Source organism: Rhizobacter sp. (assembly GCF_046595475.1).
In the GTDB taxonomy this organism is placed as follows: domain Bacteria; phylum Pseudomonadota; class Gammaproteobacteria; order Burkholderiales; family Burkholderiaceae_C; genus Rhizobacter.
Map to the genome: position 1 here is coordinate 1 of NZ_JBKJOQ010000085.1, position 15,761 is coordinate 15,761.

Annotated in this window: 21 protein-coding genes; 7 read left to right on the plus strand and 14 right to left on the minus strand. The window is 66.6% G+C overall.

The window, feature by feature from the left end; translation table 11 throughout:
- The 11 genes from AC30QB_RS14975 to AC30QB_RS15025 form a co-directional block, all read right to left on the minus strand.
- Nucleotides 1-320: YhjD/YihY/BrkB family envelope integrity protein (locus AC30QB_RS14975; RefSeq protein ID WP_489547037.1), on the minus strand; the 320-nt coding region annotated here is incomplete at its 3' end.
- Nucleotides 321-345: 25 nt separating this feature from the next.
- On the minus strand, nucleotides 346-762 hold the full coding sequence (locus AC30QB_RS14980) for a CBS domain-containing protein (protein ID WP_489547038.1): 417 nt from the start codon (nucleotides 760-762) through the stop codon (nucleotides 346-348).
- Between the two features lie 112 nt (nucleotides 763-874).
- Complete coding sequence (locus AC30QB_RS14985; protein ID WP_489547039.1) at nucleotides 875-1,573, minus strand: ABC transporter ATP-binding protein; 699 nt, start codon at nucleotides 1,571-1,573, stop codon at nucleotides 875-877.
- Between the two features lies 1 nt (nucleotide 1,574).
- Nucleotides 1,575-2,345, minus strand: a complete 771-nt coding sequence (locus AC30QB_RS14990) for an ABC transporter ATP-binding protein (protein ID WP_489547040.1) — start codon at nucleotides 2,343-2,345, stop codon at nucleotides 1,575-1,577.
- A complete protein-coding gene (locus AC30QB_RS14995; protein WP_489547041.1) occupies nucleotides 2,338-3,363 on the minus strand; it encodes a branched-chain amino acid ABC transporter permease in 1,026 nt (341 codons plus the stop codon). Before AC30QB_RS14995 ends, AC30QB_RS14990 begins: the two co-directional genes overlap by 8 nt.
- Entirely contained in the window at nucleotides 3,363-4,235 is an 873-nt protein-coding gene (locus AC30QB_RS15000; RefSeq protein WP_489547042.1) for a branched-chain amino acid ABC transporter permease, read from the minus strand. Before AC30QB_RS15000 ends, AC30QB_RS14995 begins: the two co-directional genes overlap by 1 nt.
- Before the next feature lie 26 nt (nucleotides 4,236-4,261).
- Nucleotides 4,262-5,356, minus strand: coding sequence for an AAA family ATPase (locus AC30QB_RS15005; protein ID WP_489547043.1), 1,095 nt, complete (start codon nucleotides 5,354-5,356; stop codon nucleotides 4,262-4,264).
- Nucleotides 5,299-5,859, minus strand: coding sequence for a nicotinamide riboside transporter PnuC (gene pnuC, locus AC30QB_RS15010; protein ID WP_489547044.1), 561 nt, complete (start codon nucleotides 5,857-5,859; stop codon nucleotides 5,299-5,301). Before pnuC ends, AC30QB_RS15005 begins: the two co-directional genes overlap by 58 nt.
- Entirely contained in the window at nucleotides 5,856-7,244 is a 1,389-nt protein-coding gene (locus tag AC30QB_RS15015; protein ID WP_489547045.1) for an AMP-binding protein, read from the minus strand. Before AC30QB_RS15015 ends, pnuC begins: the two co-directional genes overlap by 4 nt.
- A complete protein-coding gene (locus tag AC30QB_RS15020) occupies nucleotides 7,237-7,800 on the minus strand; it encodes a hypothetical protein (RefSeq protein ID WP_489547046.1) in 564 nt (187 codons plus the stop codon). The genes AC30QB_RS15015 and AC30QB_RS15020 overlap by 8 nt, the downstream gene beginning before the upstream one ends.
- A 76-nt stretch (nucleotides 7,801-7,876) precedes the next feature.
- The gene (locus AC30QB_RS15025; RefSeq protein ID WP_489547047.1) at nucleotides 7,877-8,866 is read right to left on the minus strand and encodes an SDR family NAD(P)-dependent oxidoreductase; all 990 of its coding nucleotides are present in this window, start codon (nucleotides 8,864-8,866) and stop codon (nucleotides 7,877-7,879) included.
- 89 nt (nucleotides 8,867-8,955) lie between these two features.
- On the opposite strand from AC30QB_RS15025, the gene AC30QB_RS15030 reads away from it, so the two are divergent.
- The 6 genes from AC30QB_RS15030 to AC30QB_RS15055 all read left to right on the plus strand — a co-directional run bounded on the left by AC30QB_RS15030 (nucleotide 8,956) and on the right by AC30QB_RS15055 (nucleotide 13,560).
- Entirely contained in the window at nucleotides 8,956-9,177 is a 222-nt protein-coding gene (locus AC30QB_RS15030) for a hypothetical protein (protein ID WP_489547048.1), read from the plus strand.
- A 286-nt stretch (nucleotides 9,178-9,463) separates the two neighbouring features.
- Nucleotides 9,464-9,850: a PepSY domain-containing protein gene (locus AC30QB_RS15035; RefSeq protein WP_489547049.1), complete on the plus strand. Its 387-nt coding sequence runs from the start codon at nucleotides 9,464-9,466 to the stop codon at nucleotides 9,848-9,850.
- Nucleotides 9,851-10,040: 190 nt separating this feature from the next.
- Complete coding sequence (locus tag AC30QB_RS15040) at nucleotides 10,041-10,790, plus strand: COG4705 family protein (RefSeq protein ID WP_489547077.1); 750 nt, start codon at nucleotides 10,041-10,043, stop codon at nucleotides 10,788-10,790.
- Complete coding sequence (locus AC30QB_RS15045) at nucleotides 10,787-11,545, plus strand: COG4705 family protein (protein WP_489547050.1); 759 nt, start codon at nucleotides 10,787-10,789, stop codon at nucleotides 11,543-11,545. Before AC30QB_RS15040 ends, AC30QB_RS15045 begins: the two co-directional genes overlap by 4 nt.
- A gap of 27 nt (nucleotides 11,546-11,572) precedes the next feature.
- Nucleotides 11,573-12,238, plus strand: coding sequence for a response regulator transcription factor (locus AC30QB_RS15050; RefSeq protein ID WP_489547051.1), 666 nt, complete (start codon nucleotides 11,573-11,575; stop codon nucleotides 12,236-12,238).
- Nucleotides 12,214-13,560, plus strand: a complete 1,347-nt coding sequence (locus tag AC30QB_RS15055; protein WP_489547052.1) for a sensor histidine kinase — start codon at nucleotides 12,214-12,216, stop codon at nucleotides 13,558-13,560. The genes AC30QB_RS15050 and AC30QB_RS15055 overlap by 25 nt, the downstream gene beginning before the upstream one ends.
- Before the next feature lie 85 nt (nucleotides 13,561-13,645).
- Here the strand turns inward: AC30QB_RS15055 and soxR are convergent, their stop codons facing one another.
- Nucleotides 13,646-14,194: a redox-sensitive transcriptional activator SoxR gene (gene soxR, locus AC30QB_RS15060; protein ID WP_489547053.1), complete on the minus strand. Its 549-nt coding sequence runs from the start codon at nucleotides 14,192-14,194 to the stop codon at nucleotides 13,646-13,648.
- 87 nt (nucleotides 14,195-14,281) lie between these two features.
- On the opposite strand from soxR, the gene AC30QB_RS15065 reads away from it, so the two are divergent.
- Nucleotides 14,282-14,626: an antibiotic biosynthesis monooxygenase family protein gene (locus tag AC30QB_RS15065; protein WP_489547054.1), complete on the plus strand. Its 345-nt coding sequence runs from the start codon at nucleotides 14,282-14,284 to the stop codon at nucleotides 14,624-14,626.
- A gap of 80 nt (nucleotides 14,627-14,706) precedes the next feature.
- Here AC30QB_RS15065 and AC30QB_RS15070 read toward each other — a convergent pair whose 3' ends face one another.
- Nucleotides 14,707-15,297 carry an SCO family protein gene (locus tag AC30QB_RS15070; RefSeq protein WP_489547055.1) on the minus strand — a complete coding sequence of 197 codons (591 nt, stop codon included), beginning with the start codon at nucleotides 15,295-15,297 and terminating at the stop codon, nucleotides 14,707-14,709.
- Between the two features lie 10 nt (nucleotides 15,298-15,307).
- A complete protein-coding gene (locus AC30QB_RS15075; RefSeq protein ID WP_489547056.1) occupies nucleotides 15,308-15,757 on the minus strand; it encodes a hypothetical protein in 450 nt (149 codons plus the stop codon).
- Between the last annotated feature and the right edge of the window lie 4 nt (nucleotides 15,758-15,761).

A 15,761-nucleotide genomic window follows, 5' to 3' on the forward strand; every position in this document is an offset into this window, starting at 1 on the left:
GCCAGCAGCACCCAGCCGATCGAGCCCTGGTGCTCTAGGAAGTTGGCGAGCTCCTTGACGATCGGACGTGACTGCCCCGGCACCAGCCATTCGAGATAACGGCCGAGCGTCGACAGGAGTTCGCCCTGGTTGACCAGCTGCGACAGCGCGATGACCGTGAGGATCAGCAGCGGGACGATCGACAGCAACGCGTAGTAGGCGACCGCGCCGGCGAGAAGCAAGCCCTGGTTGGCCCGGAACGCGCGCAACGTGCGCCACGCGAACGTGCCCGGGTGGAGCAGTATTTCCTGCGTCGAGGGGTGAAGGTGGAGGAAACGCATCGGCGGCCGGCGCCGTGATCATCGCTCAGTCGGGAAGGGAAATCTCGCGCAGGACTTCGTCGGTGTGCTTCGACTGGCGCGTCGCCAGGTCACCCAGGGCGACGATGCCGACGATCTGGCGCGAAGCGTCGAGCACCGGAAGACGCCGCACCTGATCAGTGCCCATCTGTTCGAGCACGCTCTCGACGGTGTCGTCTTCGGCGCAGCAGCGGACGTCGGCGGTCATCACGTCGGATACCAGAGCCTCCTGCGGAATCATGCCTTCGGCGACCCCGCGGACGGTGATGTCGCGGTCGGTGATCATGCCGGCCAGTGCCTTGCCGTCGGCCACCGGCAGCGAACCGACGTCGAGCGCCCGCATGCGCTGGGCAGCGTGCTGGATCGTGTCATCGCGCTGTATCAGCTCGACGTCGCGGGTCATGATGTCGCCGATTCGGGTCATGGCGTGCTCCTGGTGCAATGGCGCTGTAGGCTAACGCCCTCAGGAAGGCAGGCCTACAAGCGCCGCGGCCGATCGACTGTCGGACAGCGCCGCGCTTGCCCGAAGCCGGTGCTCAGACGCCGAGGAACTCTGCCAGACGGCTGTCGGCGCGCAGCGCATGTGCCGGTCCGGCGAGCACGACACGGCCCTTCTGCAAGACCACCAACTGGTCGGACCGGGCGGCGACCTTGCGGTAGTCGCGGTCGACGATCAGCGTTGCAATACCGCTCTCGCGAACGTCGCCGACGACCCGCCAGATCTCGGCGACAACCAGCGGCGCCAGGCCCTCGGTCGCTTCGTCGAGCACCAGCAGTTGCGGATTGGTCATCAGCGCGCGGCCGATCGCGAGCATCTGCTGCTCGCCGCCAGAAAGTTGCTGGCCGCCGTGGCCGAGACGCGCAGCCAGGCGCGGGAACATGCCGAGCACGCGCTCCAGCGTCCACGCAGAAGCGCCATCGACGCCCGGACGCGCCGCCATCACCAGGTTCTCGCGCACCGAGAGGTTGGCGAAGATGCCACGGCCTTCGGGCACGTAGCCGATGCCGAGCCGCGCCATGCGCTCCGGCGGCGAACCGGTGACGTCGCGCCCGTCCCACTGGATGCTGCCGGCGGTCGGCCGCAGGTATCCCATCAGCGAGCGGATCAGGGTGGTCTTGCCCATGCCGTTGCGGCCGAGCAGGCCCACCGACGTCCCGGCCTCGATCATCAGGGTGACATCTCGGAGGATGTGGGCGGCGCCGTAGTGGGCGTGCAGGCCCTCGATCTGCAGCATTTCAGTCGCCCTCGCCGAGATAGGCCAGGCGCACCTCGGGGTGGGTACGGATCGCCTCGGGCACATCGCTGGCGAGGACGACGCCGTTGACCATCACCGTGATCCGGTCGGCGACGCGGAAGACCGCGTCCATGTCGTGCTCGACCAGCAACACGGCGTGCGTGCGCTTGAGGGTCGCCAGCAGCTCCAGCATGCGCTCGGTTTCCTCGGCGCCCATGCCGGCGAGCGGCTCGTCGAGGAGCAGCACCTGCGGCCGGGTCGCCAGGCACATCGCGATCTCGAGCTGGCGCTTGCCGCCGTGGCTGAGGGTTGCCGCGGGCCGCGCCGCACCGTCGGCCAATCCGGCCGCGGCAATTGCCTCGCGGGCGGCCGCACCACTGGAGCGGCAGCTCGCCGCACCCTGCCACACCGCCCAGACGCGCTGATGCGCCGCCTGCGCGCACAGCCGGGCATTCTCAAAGACGCTGAAAGCCTCGAAGATGTTGGTGCGCTGATAGCTGCGGCCGACGCCGGCGCGGGCGCGGCGGGCCTGCGACCAGGCCGTGACGTCGGCACCGCGCATCCAGATGCTGCCGGCAGAGGGCGCGAGCTCGCCGGACAGCATGTTGATCAGCGTCGACTTGCCGGCGCCATTGGTGCCGATGACGGCGTGGATCTCGCCTTGGCGCAGCTCGATGGAAACGCCGTCCACCGCGGCCACGCCGCCGAAGCGCCGCGTCAGACCATCGGCCCGCAGCAGGATCGCCGCGTCCGTCGCGACCGCGTCAGTCATCGTCGGCCACCAGGTCGACGCGCGGATGGCGGCGCAGCTGCGCCGGCAATCCCATCAGGCCCTTCGGCAGCAGCGCGACGAAGACGATGATCGTCAGCCCGAGCGTGAGCTGCCAGTGATCGGCGAGCAGCGCGCCCACCCAGGCCGGCGATGAATAGCCTTCCTTGAGCAGCGTGAAGGCGATCGCGCCGATGACCGCGCCGCGCAGGTGTCCCAGACCGCCGAGGATCAGCATCAGCAGCACGGCGCCCGACTCCTGCCATGCCAGCATCTCCGGATTTACATAGCCGTCGCGCGCGGCGATGAGAAAGCCCGCCAGGCCGGCGAGCGTTCCGGCGATGACGAACGCGGCGAGCTTGTAGCCGTAGGTGCGGAATCCCGCCGCGCGCATGCGCTGCTCGTTGACGCGGATGCCGGCCAGGGCGTGGCCGAAGCGCGACCGCAGCAGGACGGCGAGCAGGCCGTAGGTCAGGGTGAGCGCCGCGAGCGTGAAATAGAAGAAGTGGCTGCGGTTCTTCAGGTCGAGCAGGTCGCCGAAAACCGGCTTGAAATTGAGATAGATGCCGTCGCTGCCGCCGCCGATGCTGGTGTCGTGGAAGACGAAATAGGCCATCTGCGCGAAGGCGAGCGTTACCATGATGAAGTAGACGCCGCGGGTCCTGAGGCTGAGCGCGCCGACGAAGAGCGCGTAGCCCGCCGCGCAGGCGAGAGCCGCCGCCAGCAGCAGCGGCAGCGAACCGGCTCCCGCCGCCGGGGCGAGCAGGACGGTCGCATAGGCGCCGATGCCGAGGAAGGCCGCATGACCCAGGCTGACCAGGCCGGTGGTGCCGACCAGGAGCTCCAGGCTGAGGGCGAAGATCGCGAGGATCATTACCTTGACGATCAGGTCCTGGGTGTAGGCGCCTACGACGAACGGCACGCCGGTCATCAGCGCCAGCACGATCACCGGCACGAGCGCGCCGTAGCCATGCCTCGGCAGCGGCGTTCGGGCGGCCCGCAGCGGGGTCGTCTCGGCCATCAATAGCCCCGCTTCGCCAGGCCTTCGGGACGCCAGATCAGGATCACCGCCATCAGCAGGTAGATGCCGATGCCGCTGACCTCGGCGAAGAAGACCTTGCCGAAGGTGTCGACGAAGCCGACCATCAGCGAGGCGACAAGGGCGCCGGTGATCGAGCCGATGCCGCCGATCACGACGACGACGAAGCAGATGATCAGGACGCTGCCGCCCATGCCGGGATAGACCGAGGACAAGGGCGCGGCGATCATGCCGGCGAGCGCGGCGAGCGCGACGCCCGCGGCGAAGACCAGCCGGTACAGCCGCGTGATGTTGATGCCCAGGCCGCGCACCATGTCGCGGTTGCTGGCGCCGGCGCGCACCATCATGCCCAGGCGCGTGTGGTTGACCACGGCATACAGCCCGAGCGCGATCACGATGCAGGCAGCCGATGCGAAGAGGCGGTACACCGGGTAGCGCATCAGCTCACCGAGTGCGATGCTGCCCGAGAGCCAGGCCGGCACCGGCACGCCGTGCACGTCGTTGCCGGCAATCAGGCTGCGCGCCTCTTCGAACACCAGGATCAGCGCATAGGTCATCAGCACCTGCTGCAAGTGCTCGCGCTGGTAGAGGTAGCTGAAGAAGAGCCACTCCAGCAGGTAGCCGAACACCCCGGCCAGCAGCACGCCCACCACCAGCATCAGCACAAACTGGCCCACGAAATACGGCGCCAGCAGAAACGCCAGGTAGGCGCCGAGCATGTAGAAGCTGCCGTGCGCCAGGTTGATCACGCCCATGATCCCGAAGATCAGCGTGAGCCCGCTCGCCAGCAGGAAAAGCAGCAAGCCGTATTGCACGGCGTTGAGGCACTGGACGAGGAAGGTGGCGAGATCCATGGCAGGTATGCGCGGGGCGGCGCAGCTTAGCAGGCAGCTGCCAGCGCGAGGCTCACCTGCTGCAAGCGCTGCGCCAGCGGGCCGTGCACGCGCAGCACCGCAGCGCCGCGCGCGGCCAGCTCGCGCTCATGCCATTCGTGCTGCTGCTGGCGAAAGGCCTCGCCGCGGCGGGTGCCGTCTTGCACGAAGGGGAAGTCGGGCTCGCACAGCAGCTGCAAGGTGTAGCGGCGCTGCGCGCGCTGCACCAGCTCGGGCTCGGCGCGGCCGTACAGGGTCAGGCTGTAGAAGAGTGTGGTGAGCGCCGAGGTGTCGCAGAACAGCACGCCGCTTGCGCGCTGGGCGGCGGCATCTTCACGCGCCTGCTGCTCGCGCGCGATGCGCAGCAGGTCGGGCTCGCTGAGCTCGCCGCCTTGCTGCTCCCACAGCTCGCGGCCGTATTCGGGCACGTGCACGGTGTTGTGCTGCGCGGCCAGCGCGGCGGCCAGCGTGCTCTTGCCGCTGGACTCGCCACCCAGCACGCACACGCGCGGCACCCAGTCGGCCCACACCGCGGCGGGTAGAAAGGCGCGCAGCGCAGCCGGGTCGCGGCGTATGCGGCTCGCGCTGATGGGCACTGCGCGGCGCTCGGGGTCGACCAGCACGGCGGCGACTGGCCTATGCAGCTTTTGCGCCATCAACGCGGCGCTGGGCTGCACATACGGCTCGCTTGCAAACATGGCGTCGGGTGAGCGCTGCAACACCGCGGCCAGCAGCCAGGCGAGAAAGTGCTGCTGCGTTGCGTCGTCGCTCGCATCGTCGGGCAAGGTGCGGGCGGCCATGCCGCGCTCGGCGCAACAAGCGGCCAGTGTGGCGTGGTCGAGCACCAGGGCCTCGTGCTGCGGCCGGCACGCTGCCAGCCAGCGGCGGCGTGCAGCGGCATCGCAGCGCACGGGTTCGGGCTGGCACCAGCTCAAGACCAGCAAGCGCTCGCACTGCGCAGCGGCTTGGTCGATGAGGTGCAAGTGCCCCGCATGCAGCGGCGCAAACTTGCCCACCACCAAGCCCAGGCCATAGCGTTTACCGCTCATGCCACCACGCGCGGCTGCTGGCGCCAGCGCCACCACCCATACCACGCGTTGCACCAGTAAGCCGCATACAACACCGCCGTGAGCTGCAGGCCGCGCGACGCGAACAGCGGCACCGACAGGGTGTTGACCAGCAGCCACGCAGGCCAGGTCTCGATGCGCCGCTGCATCAGCAGCAGCTGCGCCACCACGCTGAAGGCCAGCACGGCCGAGTCGACGAAGGGTGCATAAGCATCGGTCCAGTGCTTGAGCAGGCTGCCGTAGGCCACGCTGACCGCGAGTGCGGCCAAGGCCATGGTGGCCAGCGCGCGTGGCGACGTGCGCTGCACCGCGGCCTGCGCCCCTTGAGCGCCGTGCTGCCAGTAGCGCCAGCCCCAGGCGCTGGTGGCAATGAAGAAAAGCTGCAGCGTGGCATCGGCGTACAGCTGTGATTGGGCGAACAACACGCTGAACAGCACGCTGCCGACGATGCCCGTCCACCAGGTGTGCACGCTGTTGCGCGCGGCCAGCGCAACCGAGACGGTGGTGACCGCATTGGCCGCGATCTCGAGCGCGGTCACCGCAACAGCTCGCTGGTGTACTGCCGCACCTTGTCACCCTCGGGCAGGGGCTCGATCTGCAAGGCGATGCCGTCGCCGAGCAAGGCGTGCAGTGCCGAGGCGAGACGTGGCGCCAGGGTGGCCAGTGTTGCGCGGGCATCCACCTTCAGGTTGAAGGAGGCGTCGGCGCGCTGGTGCAGCGCAAACCGCGTCAGGGCGAACGGTGCGAGCGCTCGCGTGACCTCGATGTTGTTGAGCCATTCACCTGCGCCGCTGAGAAAGCGCACTGGCGCGCGGCCTTCGAGCTCACGCAGCACCAGGCCGTGCGGCGTGACGGCAATGTGCGCGTGGTCACCCGTGCGGTAGCGCAGCAGCGGCAGCCAGGGGTTGAAGCCGCCGGTCACCGTGACCTCGCCGCGCTGCCCGGGCGGCAGGGCGCGCCCTTCGTCGTCGACGATCTCCACCAGCAGGCGCGGCTGCAGCAAGGCGAAGCCGCCGAGGGCGGGCACGTGCACGCCGACCGGCCCCACCTCGTTGAGCGAATAGAGATCGGCCACCGGGCAAGCAAAAGCGTTTTCGAGCTCGGCGCGCAAGGCAGGGCTGAGCGCCATCGAGGTCGACAGCAGAGCACGCGGCCGGTGCCGCAGCCCGAGGCGCAGCAGCTCGGCCAGCGACACCGGGTCACCCGAGATCAGCTCGGGTGCCAGTGCATCGAGATAGCGTGCGCGGTCATCGCGGTGGCGCCACTCGCTCGTTTGCAGGTTGAGCTTGGCGAGCCCGCACTCGCCCTGCAAGGGGTTGACTGACACATAGGTGAAGCAGCGGCGCTGCAAGCCCGCCAGCACGATGCCCACTTGCCCGCGCCCGGCTTGCGGCACCACACCGAAGTGGGCCAACGCCCGCCGGTGATGGGCGTAGTAGTCGCTGGCCACGCGTGGGTGCGAGGGCACGCGCAGCGGGTGTCCGGTGGTGCCGCTGGTCGAGTAGCAGATCAGATCGGCCAGCGGCCGCTCGCGTGGCATGTGCATCGCGAGGGCGGTGGCGAGGGCGTGGCGGCCCATGGTGGGCAGGGTGTTCATCGAGCACGTGCTCGGTGTGGGTGCATGGCGATGTGCAGGCACTTCATGCTGGCAGGCCACCACGAAGCGCGTCACCCAGCCCGGCAGGGTTTGGCCCGGCAGCCAGCGCGGCAGCGGCAGGCGCGTGATCAAGGCATGTCGCGCGCGGGCTTGCCAGCGCTCCAGCCAGCCGAGCCGGTGGCCGCTGTGGTCGCGGTAGTGCGGCGCGTGAGGGTGCTCGCGCATCCATTGAATCAAGGCCCGGCCTTGCGGCGTGAGGCCGGGCAGGCGCGTGCGGTCTGCCTGCCGGTGGGCTTGTGCCGGAAGGGCGGTGTGCGCGTCAGTCACGGGTGTACTTGTCAGCGGCTTCTTGCGCCTCGGGGCTCGCCAGACGTTGCTGAACTGCGGCCTCTCTTGCGGCTTCACTTGCGGCCTCTCTTGTGGCCTCACTTGCCGCTTCTCTTGTGGCCTCACTTGCCGCTTCTCGCTCGGCAACAGCAGGTTCGTCTGGCACGGGCGGCGGCTCGGGCCGTGGCGTGGCGAATTGCTTGCACAAGCCCACGATCAGCAGCGGCGTGGCGACCACCAGCAGCGCGTCGTGGGCCAGCAGCACGGCGGTGGTGCCCCCGAGGGCGCGCAGGCCCAGCAGCACCCACAGCATGAGCGACGCTGCAAAGCCCACCGCGAACAGCAGCATCAGGGGCTTGGAATCGCGCGCGCCATACGCCCACACGATGCACATCGGTGGCGCCATCAGCAGCACCCACCACGGTACCTGCAGGTGGTTCAGGCCGTGGCGCGTGACCAGCAGGCCCACGGCGGCGGCGCCACACGCGCTGCCCACGGCGAGCACGGTGCGCCAGCTGCGTGACAGCTCGGGCCGAATGGCGCCGCCCGCGGCCACCAGCGCGGCGAGCGGCAGCAGCCCCCACGCGACCGCCGCGTGCAGCTGGCCGGCGAGGTCGGGAATGTCCAGAGCCTCAGGCTCCGGCCTGGGCCAGCAAGGCTTCGCTCGCGGCCCACAGGCGCGCCGCGGCGTCGCGGTCGCGTATGTGCGGCACGTAGCCCCAGCGGCGCTCGCCTTCGGGCGAGGGCACAGCCTCGTTGCAGTCTTCGAGGTAGAGCCCGCCGTGGCCTTGCAGCTCGGGTGCGGTGGCGGCCCACACGCTGGTGGCGGCGCCTTGCTCTGCGTTCTTGAAGCCGGGCGGAATGACGTTGGCATCGTCGCCGGGCTTAGCCCAGCCCAAGGCCTCCATTTCTTCGCGCGGCAGATAGCGCAGCAGGCCGGTCTTGATGCCGCCGGGGTGCACGGCGTTGGCGGTGAGGCCGTCTTTTGCGTGCAGCGTGTCGAGGTGCAGCGCCATCAGGGCGTTGGCGGTCTTGGCCTGGCCGTAGGCCTTCCATTTGTTGTACTCGCGGTGCTCGAACTGGATGTCGTCGAACACGATCGGGCTCAAGCGGTGGCCCGAGGAGCTGAGTGTCACCACGCGGGGTTGGTCGGCCTTCAGCAGCGAGGGCAGCAGCGCACGCGTGAGCGCGAAGTGGCCCATGTGGTTGGTAGCGAACTGCGACTCCCAGCCCAGGGCATTGCGCGCCAAGGGGCAGGCCATGATGCCGGCGTTGTTGATGAGCACGTGCAGCGGCTCGCCGCGGTCCAGCCAGGCATCGGCAAAGCGCTGCACGCTGGCCAGGTCAGCCAGGTCGAGCAGGGCCACGCGTATGTTGGTGTTGCCGGTTTCTTCGCCGATGGCATTGACGGCCGCATCGCCTTGCGCGGCGTTGCGCACGCCCAGCGTGAGCGACGCGCCGGCCTTGGCGAGCGCGCGCGAGGTTTCGAGCCCGAGGCCCGACGCGCCACCGGTCACGATGATGTGGCGGCCTTTCAGGTTCACGCCGTCGATCACTTCGAGCGCCGTGCTCGTGCGGGTGTGGCGGGAGGTGATGCGCGTGGGTGCGTTGGTTGTGCTCATGCCGTCTCCTGAATGTTGTAGGGGTTGGACGAACACTTTAACGCCGCGTGGCGTGGTTGAATGTCAGGATCGCGACCCGGAGACCCCCTATGAACCCCATCAAACTCGTTGGCGCCCTGCTCATTGCGGCGGGCGTGCTCGGCCTGCTCTACGGCGGCTTCAGCTTCACCAAAGACACGCACGACCTGAAGGTCGGGCCCATCGAGCTGTCGGTGAAGGAGAAGCAGACGGTTAATGTGCCGATGTGGGCAGGTGTGGCGGCCATCGTGGCCGGTGCGGGGCTGCTGTTGTTCGGCGGCAAGAAAAGCTAGCCCGCCTGTTGTGAACAATGACGTCCGTCGGAGCACCCATCCGTCAATGCCAGAGTGAGTTTGGGTGCCGCCGAGCAGTTATTCGACTGCTCACACCAACGGTCAGGAGCGGGTGCTCCCGGCTGCGCTCCAAAGCCGACTTCGGGTCCAAGGCAGCGCTAAAACAGAAATGACCCCGGCACCGCCGCGCTTACTTCCCGGACTGTTGCTGGCTCGCCTTGCGCCAGCAGGCGACGAAGTCGTTTTTTTTGATCACCTCAGTGCGACCTAAGTCGACTTACCTATCGTGACCCAGACGCAGATCCCTGCGCAACTCGATAGGAGATTCGTCATGGTTTTCAAGTCACTTTTCGCAATGCTCGCTGCTGCGTTGGTCGTCGCTGGCGGGGCGACCGCATTCGCCGCCCAGACCGGAGGGAACGACGCCCTTGCGGTCAATCAAGCCACGGTCACGCTGACTCAGGCCATCGCAGCAGCGGAGCAGCATGCCGGCGGCCGCGCCTCGAAGGCCGAGTACGAGCACAGCAAGGCGCATGGCTGGGTCTATGACGTGGAGGTTGTGTCAGGCGCAAAAGTGTTTGACGTCAAAGTCGACGCGCAAAAGGGCACCGTGCTCGCATCCACGCTGGACACCGCCGACCGCGACACCGACGAGCACGACGAACGCGATTGACGCTCGCAGTGCCGACGCCTCGCGTGAATTCGGTGAACCCGATTCGTGCGGGGTCGCAAGGGCGCAGCATCGCGTCGCGCCTGCGGTGAAGGGCTATGCCTAGCCTAAGTCAATGAAATCAAACTGCAGGCGACGCGAACAACAAGGAGATTGATCCATGAAGGCGACAACCATCAGCCCGCTGCGGCAAATGCTCAACAAAGTGCCCGAAGTCACGCTGCTGTTCTGGATCATCAAAATGATGTCCACAACCGTGGGCGAGACAGCGGCTGACTTTCTGAACAGCCACTTTCAACTCGGCTTGACAGGTACGTCGCTGGTGATGGGTGCGCTGCTGGCGGTTGCTTTGCTCCTGCAGGTCAGGACAAAGCGCTACGCCCCGCCGATCTACTGGCTCACGGTGGTACTGATGAGTGTGGTCGGCACATTGATCACCGACAACATCACCGACCATTTCGGCGTGGCGCTTGCGGTGTCGACCGGCGTGTTCACGATAGCCTTGATGCTCGTTTTCGCGATCTGGTACTACCGCGAGCGGACCTTGTCGATCCACCACGTCGACAGCGTGCCGCGTGAGTTGTTTTATTGGCTTGCCATCCTCACCACCTTCGCTCTTGGCACGGCCGCAGGTGACTGGTTTGCGGAAGCTCTGCAGATGGGCTACGGCAATGCGGCGCTGCTGTTCGGTGGGGCTATCGCATTGGTGGCAGCCGCGCACTACGTGCTCAAGGTTAGTGCGGTGCTGAGCTTTTGGCTCGCCTACATCTTGACCCGTCCCTTTGGCGGATCGCTGGGCGATCTGCTGTCGCAGCCACACGCCAACGGCGGCATGGCTCTGGGCACCACAATGACTAGCGCGCTGTTCTTGGCCACGATTGTCGGCATGGTGGGCTACTTGACCATTTCTGCGCGGCGCAACGGCGCGAAGGACGAACAATGAAGAACATCAACGAACAAGCCCTGAGCAAGGTGCCCCAGGTCACGCTGCTGTTCTGGATCATCAAGATCGCGGCCACAACCCTCGGCGAGACAGGCGGCGACGCCGTCTCGATGTCGATGAACCTGGGCTATCTGGTTGGCACGGCCATCTTTGCTGCCCTCTTTGCGGTGGCCGTGCTGGCACAGATCAAGGCCAAGACCTTCCAGCCCCTGCTCTACTGGACGACGATCATCGCCACGACCACCGTCGGCACAACCCTCGCGGACTTTGCCGACAGAACACTGGGCATCGGCTATGCAGGCGGCACGACGCTGCTGGCAACCCTGCTGCTCGCCTCGTTCGCCGTCTGGTACCGCACGATGGGGTCGGTGTCTGTCTCGACAGTCAGTGCCCCCAAGGCAGAAGTCTTCTACTGGGTCACGATCATGTTCTCGCAGACGCTGGGTACAGCGCTGGGCGACTGGACAGCCGGCACCGCTGGCCTGGGCTACCGCGGCGCAGCACTCATCTTCGGCGGCATGCTGGCAATGCTGGTGCTGGCCTACTACCGCACGAAGATCTCTCACACGGCGCTGTTTTGGGCCGCGTTCGTGCTGACCCGGCCGCTTGGTGCGGTGGTGGGTGACTTCCTCGACAAGCCGCTCGCTTCTGGCGGCCTGGCCTTGAACCGCTACAGTGCAACAGCCACGCTGCTGGCCTTTGTCATGGGTTGCATCCTCCTGTTTCCGCAGCGCGCCAGCAGCAAGGCGCACTGAACGATGCATGCGGTCTCAGGAGCCTGAATGCGCGTTCTGCTGGTCGAAGATGATCCGATGATTGGGCAGGCGGTGCAGGACGCGCTTCGTGACGCTTCCTATGCCGCCGATTGGGTCAAGGACGGGCTGTCGGCGCTGAGCGCCACAGCCACCCAGCACTACGACCTGGTGCTGCTCGACCTGGGGCTGCCCGGCAAGGACGGGGTCGAAGTCTTGCGCAGCATTCGTGGCCGCAACAATGCCGTCCCACTGCTCATCATCACCGCGCGCGACGGTGTCGAGGTGCGCATCCAGGGCCTGGACGGCGGCGCTGACGACTATGTGCTGAAACCCTTTGCAATGAGCGAGTTGCTCGCCCGCATGCGGGCCGTGCTGCGACGCAAGTCCGGTGCGGCGCAGCCTGTGCTCAGCAATGGCGTGCTTACCCTCGACCCTGCTACGAGAGAGGCGGCGGCCGAAGGTCAGCAGCCCCTGCAACTGTCCAACCGCGAGTTTGCGCTCCTGCAAGCATTGATGGTCAGACCTGGTGCGATTCTGTCGCGCGCCGAACTGGAAGACAGGGTCTACGGCTGGGGTGAGGAAGTCGAGAGCAACGCGGTGGAGTACCTGATTCATGCCTTGCGCAAGAAGCTCGGCAGCACCAGCATCAAGAACGTGCGGGGGGTCGGATGGATGGTCTCAAAGAACAGCTGACGCATTCGATCCGGTTTCGCCTGTCGCTGTGGCTGTCCTTGGCCATCCTGGTTGTGTCGGTGTTTGCAGGCGCTTTTTCGTTCATTGGTGCCTACGACGAGGCGCATGAGACGCAAGACGATGTCTTGCGCCAGGTGGCCTCGCTGCTCAGGCACCAACGCACGGTCCTGGTCGACATGGCGGGCACTGCTGATGCTGACCCGGAAGCCCGACTGTTCGTCCAGTATCTTTCAGAAACGACGACGCACAGGAATCCCGCCAGCGCCCTTCCGCTGCCAAGCAGCTTGCCTGATGGCCTGCATACCGTTGTGTTGCCAAGCGGGTCGTATCGAGTTCTTGCCTCTTCGCTGCCTGAGGGCGTGCGCATCGCTGTGGCACAGGAGACGGCCGCGCGTGATGAACTGGCCAAGGACAGCGCCACGCGAACCGTAGTGCCATTGCTGGTGCTGGTGCCCATCCTGCTGCTGGTGGTCGCCGACATTGTTCGCAAGTTGCTGCGGCCAGTGGCCCGACTAGCGGCCGAAGTCGAAGGGCGCGGCGATGGACAGTTGCATGCGCTGCCCGAGCAGGGTCTGCCGACCGAGATCCGACCCTTCGTGATGGCGATCAATCGCATGCTTGGACGCGTATCAGAGGTGCTGGAGGGCCAACGAAGGTTCATTGCAGACGCTGCCCACGAACTGCGTTCACCCATGACTGCTTTGTCGCTGCAGGCCGAGCGCCTGGAAGGCTCTGAGTTGTCTGCCGAAGCGCGGGAGCGTTTGGGCGCATTGAGGCGCGGCATCGATCGGGGCCGTGTATTGCTGGAACAGTTGCTGGCCTATGCAAAGGTGCAGTCTGTCGAAACGGTGAGTTCGGCTCGCTGCGAGGTGCGACTTGTTGTGCGCCGCGTCCTTGAAGACTTGTTGCCCCTGGCGGAGGAAAAGAACCTCGATATCGGCATCGAAGGCGAACAGGACGCCGTCGTCGCCATCAGCGACCCGGATTTGAGCACGGTCCTCAAGAACCTGATCGAGAACGCCATCCGGTACACACCGGCGGCGGGACGAGTTGACATCGCAGTGCGGCGCGCTGGGGCGATGGCTACCGTGGTCGTCGCAGACTCTGGTCCTGGTATCGCGCCTGGCGAACGCGACCAAGTTCTGCATGCGTTTTATCGCACGCTGGGCAGCGACCAGATTGGCTCAGGCTTAGGGTTGGCCATTGTCAAGGCCATCGTTGATCGGAATGGCGCTCAGCTTCGCCTTGATTACGCCGACGGCAAGACGGGATCGGGCCTTCGTGCAACGGTTTCGATTCCCCTCGCTGCCAGCCCCGCCTAATGGCACGTGGCAGTGCTCAATTGCCGACGATCGCTGGCGCCAAAAACGGGTCGGGGCCCTCAGTCATGAAGGCGCCTGCGAGTTCTCATTGCCGGGACGATCGGCGATTTGCTCTGTCAGCGCCAACACCGGGGGTACGTTCAGGTGTGCTCGCGGGCTCCGGTTTAACAGTTCTCACCCACAAGCGCTGAGCCCCTGGCCCTTTCACCGCCAGTTTGTCAAAGGGGTTGCGCAGTCGGCAGCGATCGATCGACAGGCATCCGCACCCAATGCAGTCATCGAGCGCATCTCGCAGTTTTCTCAGCTGGGTGATGCGTTCATTCAGAACGGCGCGCCAGGCGGCGGACAACCGCGACCAATCCTCGCGAGTTGGGGTGCGTCCCGCGGGCAATGCGGCCAATGCAGTCGCGATATCTGTCAGTGCAATGCCAACACGCTGCGCTACGCGAATGAAGGCTACGCGACGCAGCACGTCGCGGGCATAGCGTCGCTGATTTCCCTCCGTTCGCTGACTTGTGATCAACCCCTTGGATTCATAGAAGTGCAGGGTCGACACCGGCACGCCGCTGCGTTGGGCCACTTCGCCGACGCTCAATGCGAGCGGGATGCCGGCTTCTTCAAAAGTCTGTTTCATGTCACACCTCTTGACCTCAACTTTACTTGAGGTTTTAGAGTTTGGTTGTGACGCGCTTGTCGCGTTTGACTTTGAGACCCATCCACAATGCCTACCACTGCATCAACCGCTCCCCAGGCCTCGGCATTCCGCGTTGACAGGTTTGCCGTGCCCACGGCAGCCGCATCGGCTTTCTTGGCCCAGTTGCAGCGAGTGCAGCGTGTCCTCGACACGCTGTCTGGTTGCAAGCAAAACCTCATCCTGACCCAGACTGCCGGCCCCGGCGAGTTCAATGTGGTGACCGTTGTCGAATGGGCCACTCAGGCAGCAATGGCCGAGGCCAAATCGTTCATGCAGGCGCACTACGCCCGAGAGGGCTTCGACGCGGCGACCTTCATGGCCAGTTTGGGCGTGCGCGCAGACTTGGCGACGTACACGGTCGCAGCTGGGTGAAGAGGAGCCCATCGTCTCCGTTGCCCCCCGCCAAACTTTCTTGTCACCGTCACGCCTCTACACCCCGAGCTTTGCGCGGCTTAGCCGCGTGCGCTCACGCTGTGCAGCAGGCTGGCCAGCGCCTGAGGCGCGGGCATCTCTTCGGTGCGGTACACGAGGCGCGCACGCCGATCGAAAACGTAGGCCTGCGCGGTGTGGCTGTCGACCCCCGCCGCGCGGCCACCCAGAAAGTCGAGCAGAGGGTCGACCTGCTTCAGCGGCGGCAGCGCGGCCGTCCAGCGCTGCGGCTGCGCGCCATAGCGGGCGAGCCAGGCGCGCAGGGCCTTGACGTCGTCGCCCAGCGGGTCGATCGACACCGACAGCAGGCGAATGCCGCTGCCCTCGCTCGCCAGCAGCGTTTGCGTCTGCGCGAACACGGCGCCCTGGATGGGGCAGGTGGCGCTGCAGCCGGTGTAGATCAGCTGCAGTGCGGTCACCTGGCCCTTCAGTGTGCTGGCCAGGTCGGTGCCCTTGCCATCCATGCCGGTCAGTTGCAGGGCAGGCGCGGGCTGCTCCGGGCGCACCGGGCCAAACGTGCCGTGTGAGTTGCCGCGCTCGTGGCGCAGCAGCGCGGCTGCGCCCAGCGCAAGGATCAGGCGGCGGCGCAGCAGGGGGTTGTGAACGACAGACATGGGGCGCTCCTCAGGGCAGGCTCGTCAGGTATTGCCAGAGGCCGTGGCAATCGGCATCGGGCAGGGTGTAGCGCGGCATCTCGCGCGGGATCAGCACGTGGGCCGGGTCGATGCCGGTGCGCAGCAGGCGGCAGAACGTGGTTTCGTCGTAGGCGGAAGGCGGCCCGCCGCGGCGCTCGATGCGCTTCGTGAGCTGCCCGCGCGTGAGCAGGGGGCCGAACGAGCTTGGCGCGGATGACGGCGCAGACACCGCCTTGACCGGCCGCGCCGTGCCGATGGAATGGCAGTTGATGCAGCGCGTGGCCGACGGCGGCAGCGGCATGCCGTGGCCCGTGATGGCGCCTTGCAGCGGCGCCGCGCCGGCGTACAGCTGCAAGCCGCGTTGCACGGCCGTCTCGTTCGGCGCGGTGGCCGCGGGCGGGGTGAGCAGCGCCGCCATGGCGGCGCTGCTCACCCACATCAGA